This is a genomic window from Aquidulcibacter paucihalophilus (genome assembly GCF_002105465.1).
Lineage (GTDB): Bacteria > Pseudomonadota > Alphaproteobacteria > Caulobacterales > Aquidulcibacteraceae > Aquidulcibacter > Aquidulcibacter paucihalophilus.
Genome location: NZ_NCSQ01000172.1, coordinates 1 through 11,210, shown reverse-complemented (window position 1 = coordinate 11,210; position 11,210 = coordinate 1). Strand labels below are relative to the sequence as shown.

General features: G+C 53.0%; 8 protein-coding genes. 6 read left to right on the top strand and 2 right to left on the bottom strand.

Translation table 11 applies throughout. The features are described from left to right. Positions 1-273: 273 nt before the first annotated feature. Positions 274-2,013 (top strand): PLP-dependent aminotransferase family protein, encoded by a 1,740-nt coding sequence (locus B7364_RS15955; protein WP_085341044.1) that lies wholly within the window; start codon positions 274-276, stop codon positions 2,011-2,013. 476 nt (positions 2,014-2,489) lie between these two features. On the opposite strand, the gene B7364_RS15950 is transcribed toward B7364_RS15955, so the two are convergent. Further along, positions 2,490-3,953, bottom strand: a complete 1,464-nt coding sequence (locus tag B7364_RS15950; RefSeq protein WP_085341043.1) for an HlyD family efflux transporter periplasmic adaptor subunit — start codon at positions 3,951-3,953, stop codon at positions 2,490-2,492. A 341-nt stretch (positions 3,954-4,294) separates the two neighbouring features. Between B7364_RS15950 and B7364_RS18430 the strand changes: the two genes are divergently transcribed. The 5 genes from B7364_RS18430 (at position 4,295) to tnpC (ending at position 9,073) form a co-directional block, all read left to right on the top strand. Further along, on the top strand, positions 4,295-4,756 hold the full coding sequence (locus B7364_RS18430) for a toxin-activating lysine-acyltransferase (RefSeq protein WP_085341042.1): 462 nt from the start codon (positions 4,295-4,297) through the stop codon (positions 4,754-4,756). A gap of 241 nt (positions 4,757-4,997) precedes the next feature. After that, the gene (locus tag B7364_RS15940) at positions 4,998-6,479 is read left to right on the top strand and encodes a hypothetical protein (protein WP_157893752.1); all 1,482 of its coding nucleotides are present in this window, start codon (positions 4,998-5,000) and stop codon (positions 6,477-6,479) included. A gap of 128 nt (positions 6,480-6,607) precedes the next feature. Then, entirely contained in the window at positions 6,608-7,024 is a 417-nt protein-coding gene (gene tnpA, locus B7364_RS15935) for an IS66-like element accessory protein TnpA (protein ID WP_085341040.1), read from the top strand. Further along, positions 7,021-7,368, top strand: coding sequence for an IS66 family insertion sequence element accessory protein TnpB (gene tnpB, locus B7364_RS15930; protein WP_085341039.1), 348 nt, complete (start codon positions 7,021-7,023; stop codon positions 7,366-7,368). The genes tnpA and tnpB overlap by 4 nt, the downstream gene beginning before the upstream one ends. 94 nt (positions 7,369-7,462) lie before the next feature. Further along, entirely contained in the window at positions 7,463-9,073 is a 1,611-nt protein-coding gene (tnpC, locus tag B7364_RS15925; RefSeq protein WP_085341071.1) for an IS66 family transposase, read from the top strand. 172 nt (positions 9,074-9,245) lie between these two features. Here tnpC and B7364_RS15920 read toward each other — a convergent pair whose 3' ends face one another. Continuing rightward, the gene (locus B7364_RS15920) at positions 9,246-10,904 is read right to left on the bottom strand and encodes an alpha/beta hydrolase family protein (protein WP_157893751.1); all 1,659 of its coding nucleotides are present in this window, start codon (positions 10,902-10,904) and stop codon (positions 9,246-9,248) included. Positions 10,905-11,210 lie beyond the last annotated feature (306 nt).

Here is an 11,210-nt window from a genome sequence, read left to right as displayed (position 1 = left end):
GTCAATGAAATTTTTTGCAAATTTTGCAGATTATGTTCTCAAAAAGATAATTTTGTCCACGTTTAGCAGTTGAAGTCAATATTGCGATCAATTTCGAGGAAGTTGCACAATGATATCCAGATTATTCATGAATGAGAAATTTTTATCTTTTTGATAATTAAGTAGAAAATTGTTCATCTTTTTTCTGAAATAAAATTAAACAAATTTTTCTTTTCTGTTGTCTTTAGGCTTCTGCTGGCCTTTGATGGCAAGACAACGATAGGAGACGAAAAGATGAGCGATCAATTTCTCGATACTCAACCTAAGGCCCAAGCAGATCTTATGATAGTCGCCGATTCGAACACCGTGGGCGCAGGCATTTCCCGCTATGCTCCGGATTTTGTGGCGATTGTTGAAGCCGCCGCTCGGGCGGCCGATTTCTTTGCTTACCAACGGGACTTTTTTGGTGTGCGCGAAGACGTCGCCAGCTATCTCGACCAGCCAATTGACTCAATCTTGATCGGTGGGAGCGGCATGAGTCACTTAACTGAGGCACCGTCGATTTATCGATGCAAATCTGTTGTGATGGTTAGCGGCGATTTTGCTGGCTATTCTAGGCCAGAACAGCTTGGCATACCCATTTTTCGATCAAAATCAGTTCCGGGCTATGACCCGCGGAACCTCGAGTGGCTCCTACAGGAGTTGTCTGGCCGCGTTCGACCATTTGTTCCCTTGACAGCTGGCCGCACAAATCCGGGCCTCACCGTCATAGATGCTCCAAACTGGGTATCAAGAATCAAGGCGGCGTGCCCAAGCGCAATCGTATGCTTGGACCTAGCATACGCTGAGATTGCCGGAAGTGGCGTTCGCGAAACTGCCAAAGCTATACTCGACCTAGGTTTAACTGGCGTCGAAATCCTGATCCCGGTCAGCAAAACTCTCTTTGTGCCGGCGATCCGCCAAAGCTGGCTTCTGTCAACTGATCCGACTCTACTTGCAGCGGCAGGTCAGGCAGCTTACCCCTACCCAGTGGGTCTTGGCGGCTTTCAAATTGTCAAGGCATTGGTGCGGCGGCCAGAACTTGTCTTGGCGATAAATGAAGTAATCCGCCAGACCGAGGTCGTTTTAGCAGAGGGCTTGCGGAAGGAGCTCCTTGGCCAAGCACGTGTGGTTAGTGGCGGAGCTGCTTGGGTCAATATTTACTTTGACGGTGCCAGCAAAGCCTCAAGCTTCGTGCGGTTTTTGGCAGCAGGGGGCATCATGGTGCAGGCTCAACGCCCCATGCCGGAGGGGCTTGGAAGCCATGTGGTAAGAATCTCCGTGACGGTGAAAGCTGAGGCCGACGCGATTATCGCCCGGACGAAGGAGTGGGTAAGTTTGAAGGTTGCGGGCGGTGCAGAAGGTGAGGGCCGCCGCGTCGCAGCTTCCATTGAAAGCTTAGACTGGAGCAGACCAGATGTTGCGAACGCCATTAGCGGCTTTATTTCAAGTTCCATCAAGGCTGACTATAACGGAACTGCGGCGGGCTCACTATTGTATGTTGATGCGCGAGACTTGCTGGACGCTGGATCGTTCCTAGCAGTCCAGTTTAATTCGCACTCCGATGTTCCAGAGATTGATGCGGTGGCTGTGGCGACGCCCAACCAAGACCGCGAAATTGTAATTGGCTCGGTGGCCAAGCGCTTTGGCGCGAGCTCGATGCAACCAAGAATCGCTGTCGCTAAGGCACTCGACCAAGCATTAAGGCACTTCCCTAGCTATAACCCCGTCGCATTTATCCGCCAGTTTCCAAGTGACTTTATCGATTCCAAGGGACGGAGGGTTGGATTAAACCCAGCAAGCTATAGGCTCTTCCGAGAGTTTGGCTTTGAGTACATTCGGACTGATGTGATTAAAATCGACAGCAGAGCTAAGCAACACTTGAAGGCGTCGGCGGATCCGCCATCTAGGACAACTTATCGGGCCGCTAAGTTTACTGCCAGCGGCTTGACACCCTCAATGGTGGAAACATTTCTAGCTTCGATACGGACTTAGTGGCAACCGTGGCCGCAGTGCAGCGATTGCAGTGTGGCCAATAACCTGAGCACAAGTAACAGTCAGCCCATTTCCAAATCAGCAGGGCCTGAAGCTAGGCAGCTATGAGTTGGTTTTGCAACTGTCAACTCTGCCCTCTCTGCGGCCTTGCGCATTTGCAGATCCACACCAAGAATAGAACTATATCAATCCTCCTTATTGAGGTCGAGCTCTGTCATGATCCATGTTGTCGGGTGCACCAAACCAATCGTGTAGGCATGCATCTTCCGGCCAACTCGTAAATTTATTGTGGAGCGCTTCTCTCCATATTGATTGATGCGAAGAAGTGCCGCCTGCTGGAGATTGCAAAGTGATATCGTACAGTATCTGTACGGCGCGTCGTCGCGTCGCCCCCTCGCTCAATTGCGGCCAAGATGATAGATATGATGACTTAAAGTAACATCAAATAACCTTCCATCCTAATCAGAAATGACCGCTCACCCTGCAGCAGCCCGCGCCCGCGCTGCGAGAAGCGGGTCAAGCAGCCAACTCATAAAAGTGCGTTTGTCGGTGATGACATCGGCCTTCAACGTCATGCCGGGTTGCAGGGGGCGGTCTTTGCCGTAGGCTTGGATGCCGGGGCCAGTCAGCGCCACGCGGATGCGGTAGACCGGTTCTCTGAACTCGATGGGGGCCGCGATCTCGCCGGGGCGGAGCGCCGAGCGGGCGATTTCGCGCACTTCGCCTTGAATGGCCCCGAATTGCTGAAACGGAAAAGCATCTACCATGAGGCGCACGCGCTGGCCTTCGGTGATAAAGCCTGCCGCGCGCGTGGGTACAAGGATTTGCGCTTCCATCGGGCTGCCCTTGGGGGCGAGATTGATCAAGGGCACATTGGGATTCGCCGCTTCACCGGGGCGAATATTGAGGCTAGCCACTCGGCCAGCAACAGGGGCACGCACGACATAGCCGTCTTGCACCGAAAGCTCTGTCAGCCCTGTTTCCAATTGTGTCTTCGCGCTTCGCAACTGACTGGCTTCTGAGGCGCGTGCAGGCGCGAGTGCTTGGCGTTGCCGCATCAGGTCTTTGGTTTCACCAGAGCGAGAGGCGGACAAAGTGGCGCGCTGGCGAGCAATGTCGGCCAGTTCGGCTTGGTGGACGGCACGCAGGGATTGGCGCTGACGGTCATAATCCTTGGCCTCGTCGAGCCGGGATTGAATTTGTCGATTTAGCTCAGCTACTTGGGAGCGGGCGGCAATCGTGGCTTGCGCCCGCCGATCAGCCTCGGTGCTGGCCATAAAGCCTTTGGTCACCAAAGTACGGGCTTGAGCTTCGGCGCGTTCAGAGATGGCCAATTGGCCTTGGGCAAGCTCGCGGCTGGCCTCAAGGCGGCTGGCGTCAGCACGCGCGGCCATCGCACGATCTGCTAAGCGCGCATCATCCTGGGTAAAGCGATTGGCACTGCCGCGTGCCGCCTCCATCAGGCGCGCATCTTCGGCTGCAAAGCGGTCGAGCGTGGCACTAGCCCGTTCAGCGAGCCTGCGACTCTCTTCAGCAAAGCGCTGAGCACTGGCAGCGGCCTGCAGCTCAATCTCGGTCAAGCGCGCCCGCGTCTGTGCCCGCTGCAACGGCACCACGGCACCATCGGTGCCAGACACATCCAAGGCAAACCGCAGTAAGGGCTGTCCTTCAGCCACCATATCGCCTTGGCGTACCAGCACGGCATCCGCCACCCCACCACGCGGCGCATAGACGGCAGACAAACCCGCCTCTGGCGCGATCCACCCCGCCACGGTCTCCTTGCGTGCATATTGGCCCAGCGCCAGATAGGCCGTGCCGATTGCGACGCTGATGACCGCCACGGCCGTGAATGCCGCGAGCCGAGCAGGCTGATGTAGCGTCACACTGCCGAAGACACGTCGGCGCTGGGCTTCAATAACAGCTGGGCGGAAGAGGGTCATGGGGCACCAAATCTCCAAAACAAGGATAATTGCAGACTATAATTCGTCGTTCAGAGAAAAATCTCCCTGACAGACGAATGTTGATTGCTTACATTTCTCACCAAAACATTGAAGCATCGCTCCCAAGGGTCATAAATATTAGAAATAATTGACTGACAAGAAGAATTTTTTGCCATACATTCTATTTTATATTAGCCAAGAATTACGGGCATTTCTAGTTCAAACGCTTATCAAACATACACAAAAGCCCTTCGGACATCCCAGTATCGTAGCTTAAATGTGGATAGAATCATAAGCGACCTTGTAACTTCCATTGCAACTGATAATATCTTTAAGTGGAGATGGAAACCATAATGATGTCAAGATCGGATGGCATAAACGTTGTGACCGAGGCAGAATTGTCAGCCTCCTTGGGTGCGATGATGCGGGTACTCTCTTCCTCCGGATATGGCACCATCAGCATCAACGCTGCGCTACATCAATTAATAGTCCCGGTGCGTCTGAGGCAATACACCTTACTCACGGACAATAGAAATCAGCCGGCAGCTTTTGCAACTTGGGCCTTTTTTCAACATGCTTCCGAAAATCAGATCAAAGCAGATCCGTATTGCCTACTGCACCCAAGCCAGTGGAATGAAGGATCACGTGCTTGGATAGTGCACCTTTATGCAAAGGATTTGCGGTATGTGAGACCGCTAGGTTCCAAAATTATATCCGCAATGCCCGTTGATGCCAAAACAATAAATTGGGTGCGCCAGAAGAAAGATGGAAGAACCGTTTGCCGTAGCTTAATATTTAAGTAATATTATGATAAGAAATAGATTTTCGACAGCCGATCTTCCTGATGAGACTTGGGTTGACTGCGTCGCTTTTCAATATTCAGAACCAAAAGTGGTTTGGCTGAATACACGTTATTGGTTCAGCTCTGGGTACAATGTGTACTCAAGCGACGATAGAGCGACTGTGGAGGAGTGTGTCATCCAGCGATTTGCCGCAGCAACGTCGTTAACCCCAGAAGTCCATCGGTATTGCAAGGCGAGCCAGTTGGTTTTGAAGGCCGACAGATATGGTGGAAGCCGAGGAGGCTTACATGGCGGGAGCGGCCGTGCATGTACTCTTGGCGACCTTGGTGCAAAAGGAATTGGGCGAACTCCGCTGGTAAGTAAAGGGGTCGACTGGGATCATTCTACGGGATTAATGTTTTTGGATCAGGCCCTCAGGGAGGCGGCTTACTCTGAAGTCGCATTTTGGGAATTGCGTGGCTTAGTTGTGCCTGTAGTCGCCGTAATAGCTACAGGTGCATATGCGGCAAGAAAAAGGGACCAGCCGTTAGAGCCTTGCGGCATTGTCGTCAGAGAGTCTTTCGTACGCCCTGCACATCTTGAGCGCAGTATTTTTTTTGGGACAAGCGGCTTCGAGGGGTCGGACCAAGCCGTCGACGAGCTGCGCGTTAACAAGTCAGTTAGAGCCTTTGAACATCATATCAAGAACAATGCTGTAGTTTCCGGATCAGGACATAAGGTCGATGCAACGACAATCTTGGAGGGGTTATCCAACGATTTAATTTTGGGGGCCGCATATTCCTTGGCTAGCAGGCTTTGGTTTGGCAAGTATTCGACAGACAACATAACTATCAGCGGAGCTTTTGCCGATCTAGGAGGGGTGGTAGATTGGCCATTCTGGTCACAACTCGTCGGTCAAAGCAACGAGCTATCAAATGATTATCAGAGCCAAATTCAAGTGGGACTTGAGTCTCTTGGTTGGTACATAAACCGCCACTCTCAGGACTTCAAACAGGATGCTTTTACCGGAATTGAAATTAGTGTAGAAAACAAATTGAAGTCAGCGGTTATAGGCTTATTTAGAGAGCAATCCATTCAGTTTACGGATGCGGACACCGCTGATACCCTAAGCAAAGAACTTTTCTTATATTTGCAAAAAGCCTCCATTTTTGGAACGACGAGTGTCTTTTCTGTCGACGACTCTAGTTTTTCGATTGAGAGGTTCTACAGTAACTCTTTGTCCCTGTTTGGGGAGTCCTCAGCCATCTGTAAAATTTTGAGGGCTGAAAAGGAGAACGCTTCAACAAGTCGAGGCAACTTTACTTTTTCCCGTTTTATGGCCAGGAGATCATTCTTAGATCTTACAAAAATCAGGCCCTTGTTTAGAGAACTAGCCAAAAAGGTTACTGATACAAAGCCATTAGGTGAAAAACAGAGGTTGGCCAACAGCGCCATAGAGAGGGTAGTTGACGCCTCGCTTAGAACTGCGAGACTACTGCATTCAGATTTTATGGAGAACCAAATTCACTATAGGTTTGGTGGGTTGTTTATTGGTGCTGTAGATTCCGAAGGAGCGCCAGGAGTGGGTCAGTCAGGGGGCAACGTTCCTCGTTTCAAGCACAGCCTAGTTCCTGTGAAAGACCGAAGTGTATTGTTCAAAGGAAGAGTCTTTGATCTGGATGAATTTGTGATTCATGATTTACCAGCAGAGATAAGTAATGTCAGACTAATTCAATCGCCGTGAGATGGTAGGTGTAAGATTTGGCTTGTGTTGAGAATTCAAACATTTGAATTCGATTCTGCTAGTCCACCGTATCCATTCGGCGAGGGCCACATACCGGTGAGGTATGAACTGGGCTAGGTACTGTGCGTATGGAGACGTTACAGACGGTAGCAGCGGGATATGGGCGTCGGCTTGATGTTGTGGAGACGGGTCGTCGGCGTCGCTTTTCTGACGATTTCAAGCTGGCGGTTGTGGCGGAGAGTTATGCGGCTGGGGCCGTGATTACTCAGCTTGCGCGCCGCTATGGGGTTCACCCAAGTCAGATCTACGTTTGGCGTGCGCAGGCTCGTGGTGATGGTGGTGGGGCTGGCCGGATTTCGGAGCCGCCGGCATTTGTTCCGGTAGTCGCGACTGGCGACCAAGGGGGTTTATGTGAACCCTCGCCAGCACCGGTAAGTGCCCCACTTGTCATTGTGTTGTCAGGAGCTCGGCGAGTTGAGGTTCACCTGGGCTTTGATGCGGCCACGCTGGCAGCATTGGTCACCACGCTAGAGGATCTACGATGATCCCGGTTCCGTCTGGTGTGCGGGTATGGCTGGCGTCAGGCGTCACCGATATGCGGAAGGGCATGAACAGCCTGACCACCATGGTACAGGGTGGATTAGGCCGTGATCCCCATGGCGGGGACCTGTTCGTGTTTCGGGGCAGAGCTGGCCACAGTGTAAAGGTGTTGTGGTACGACGGGCTGGGCTGCTCGCTCTATATCAAGCGATTAGAACGGGGCCGGTTCATCTGGCCGAGCCCGGCTGATGGAGTGGTTATGATCTCGCCGGGTCAACTTGGATATATGCTCGAAGGTATCGACTGGCGTCATCCGCAGAAGACGTGGAGACCGACAGCGGCGGGCTGATATTTCCTGCTTCAAGTGCCCGTTTTTACTGGTGTTTGGCACCGTTTCATGATTCTCTTCTGAGGTGTTGGAACGCCCTGATGACATAGCCGCGATGCGCGCCGAGATCGCCAGATTGCTGGCGGAGCTGGCTGTTGAACGCGCTATGGCGGCAGAGGCTCTGGCCCTCAAGGAACTGGCCGCCCACCAAGCTCTCGAGATCGCCAAGCTCAGGCATCAACTTTATGGCCGCAGCGCCGAACGCTCGCGCCAGATCATCGACCAGCTTGAGCTGGCCTTAGTCGAAGCGGTTGGCGACGCCACCCAGGCCGAGATCGTCGCTGAGGAGGCAGCTGCTGATGCCGGTATTGATGCCAGTATTGATGGTGGCGTGGTTAAGGTCGCAGGCTTTGAGCGCAAGAAGCCGGCGCGTGCGCCTCTACCAGAGCATCTGCCGCGTGAACGCGTGGTCGAACCATCCCCCTGCGCCTGTGATCACTGCGGCTCACACAGACTGGTCAGGGTCGGCGAAGATATCACCGAGACACTCGAAGTGATCCCGCGCCAGTGGAAGGTAGTCCAGCATGTCCGCGAGCGCTTTGCCTGCCGGGCGTGCGAAGGCTTCTCCCAGGCACCAGCCCCCTTTCATGCGATTGCACGGGGTCGGGCTGGCCCATCACTTCTTGCGATGATCTTGTATGAGAAGTACGGCCAACATGTGCCACTCAACCGACAAGCCGAGCGCTATGCACGCGAGGGTGTGCCCATCGCGCTATCGACGCTGGCCGATCAGGTCGGTGCCTGTGCCCACGCGCTTACCCCCATAGCCAACCTCATCGAAGCCCATGTCTTGGCTGGCGGGCGTATCCATGGTGATGACACGCCAGTCCCATTACTCGATAAAGGCAAGACAAAGACCGCACGCCTTTGGACCTATGTGCGCGATGACCGACCGTTTGGGGGAGCCGACCCGCCTGCTGTGCTGTTCAAGTTCTCCGATACCCGCTCCGGCGATCACCCGAAGGCGCATCTGAAGGCCTATCCCACCACTGGGGGTGGTGCCATCCTGCAAGCTGATGCCTTTGCTGGCTATAACCATCTGTTCGAGCAAGCCCGAAGCCCGGCCCCGTTCATCGAGGCGGCCTGTTGGGCCCATGCCCGGCGCAAGTTCTTCGAGATCGCCAGCCTGCCCGTAAAGGGCAAGGCAGGGTCAGCTGTGCAGGCCGCTGCACCGCTTGCCACACAAGCTGTCAAGAAGATCGACGAACTCTTCGCCATCGAACGCGAGATCAATGGTGCAACCGCCAACGAACGTCTGGCCACCCGCACCAGCCAGTCCGCCCCGCTGGTCGCCAACCTGTTCGACTGGATGGGCGAACAGCGGCAAAAACTATCCCGCCATGCACCCGTTGCCGCTGCCATGGACTATATGCTCAAGCGACAGGCCGCATTCAGCGTCTTTCTCACCGATGGCCGGGCCTGCCTCAGCAACAATGCCGCAGAGCGCTCCCTGCGACCCGCCGCCCTTGGCCGCAAAGCCTGGCTGTTCGCAGGATCACAAGCCGGAGGCGATCGCGCAGCCCTGATCTATACCCTCATCGGCACTGCCAAGCTCAATAACATCGATCCCCAAGCCTGGCTCGCACACCTGCTCGCCCACATGCCCTCATGGCCAGCTTCACGCCTACATGAACTCGCACCCTGGAACTGGAAGCCCGCGCCCTAAGCCACGCCGTGGCCCTCGCCGGATGGATACAGTCCACCAGAGGATGATTACGCCAAAAACCACAATTCTGAGCGGGCGGCTTTTTGCTGCTCGAGGGCAAGCTAGACACTCGACGAGCGCTTTGATCGACGCCGGGGAGCCTCAATGCTTTATCAATACAATACCAGCTAGTTTATGGGATCCGCTTTAGGATGGCATTGATCACGCTATCGGAGTAGTAGTGACCGGTTTGGGGGAAAGTCTCTCTTTGGATTGTCTTCAGACAGCCAGTTTCCCAATGTTCCGGCCTAACTTTTGGGTCCATTGCGCCGAAATACAGATTCACCGCCGGGGTAAAGCACAAACCCGAAAGCTGACGTTTCATTTCGGAGTTGAAATCGTCTTGGGCTTTAGGGTCGAGTCGAGATGGTCCGCCATAAGCATCTTTCACAGCATAGTCGAATTGGCTTAGTTCATCGATTGAACTCTCGCCAGAAATTTCCGTTGGCGGCACATATTTCCCAAAAGGAAAAGCAAGATGAAATTGGCTTATCAGATCTGGAGATTGTTGCGCAACTGCAGCGGCTGGGAGGGCCCCGAAGCTCTCTGCTATGATAATGTATGGTTTCTGTAGCTTCTTTACTTCTAAAAACTTCACAATTTCAGAGGCATCGCGATTCAGCGCTCCAAAAGGATCTTCACGCAACCTAGTGTATACATTTGGATTGGTGTTTCGTGAACCGGAGTAGTCTACTGAAAGATACGTGTATCCACGATCAAGAAGTGGCTTAACGATGTCGCCTATATCCTGCTGGAAAACACTTTCGGTTGGACCACCACGAAATCTGATGATTGTGCCCTTGCCTGTCTTTTTGCCTTTGATATGCCAAAGCCCGAGTTTCCAATTTTCAGATGGGCCGTCGAAGAACTCCCGTTGGTATAGGGGCGTAACAACTTGATTGCCTTGGTAGACTTTCACGTTAGTCTCGTTGCTTTGACAGACTGAGACCCGAGGCAAACTGTTCGGCTCCTGCAACACAAGTGCTCGATCTAAACGATCACCACCCCTAAGCAGCATCGCCGACCGCTTTGAGGCCGGATCAAACGCCAATGAAGATATTGTCCACCCTTGTTTAAGCCATTCAGCTAGAGGGCCAATGTTTATTGCATCGGCTTCGCCTCTAATTGATGTGTCCACGGCAATTACTTGGCTTGGCGAATGGAGTAGGCGCACTTTGCCATCCACACCTGTCTGGGCAACTCTAGCATATAAGGGAGTGGGAATGGGTTCAAAAATACCTTTGTTTAGGGGAGCCAATAACCCGAGCGACGTCAAAACTGGCTGGCCGTCTCCTAAATATCCTAGCCGTAATCGCGGAAAGCTCAGCGGAGATATTTCAGGCGAGATTCGTCCAATAGTTGGATAACCTCCACCCAATAACTTTACCCAATACTCGCCGTTTGGAAGCCGCTCTGTAAAGAAGCTTTTATTTTCGCCAAAAAAAAAGTTCTTCCCAAATTCCCCCTCTGGCGTCCTTTTATGATGCTCCGATGCCAGCGCCATCGGCCACGCCGCCACAACCTCTTTTGGTATCTTACTCAAGCTGAAGTAAACAGAATCTTGGGGAAGTGAGATACTGCCCAAGACACCATCAATTTTCTTGATATGCCAACCCTTGTCCGCCAAAATTGCTTCATTAAAGCTCGCCGAAGTCTCTAGGGACCGGAACACGACAATTCGCGAATCCCAAACTTGACTTTCTACCGCGAGGTTGGTTGCAAGCTTTGCCACCGGTTGTCCCGGTGGCAAAACAGTCCAATCATAAATTTCTAATGGTCGCGCTAACGCCATAACCTCTAATTTTGACGTTGCTGATGCAGGATGTGGGCCAAGAGTGTACCAAGCGCCGCCCGGCGCGAGCTCGACTTGCTCCGCTTGGCATACAAGGCTGTTTTGCTTTCCCCGATCCCTTGGAGCGGTAAGCTGGGGCTCTGGAGCCATTAAGCTAGGGAGTTCGCTTTCATCAACCTTATATTGGATCGCGCAACCTGTAATTAAATTACTAAGGGCACAAACTATCGCTGCTGACTTACACTGGAACCGACCCATTGTTTACTAGGTCGCCCGACGCCATTGGCCATCGTCATGTAACTGCCA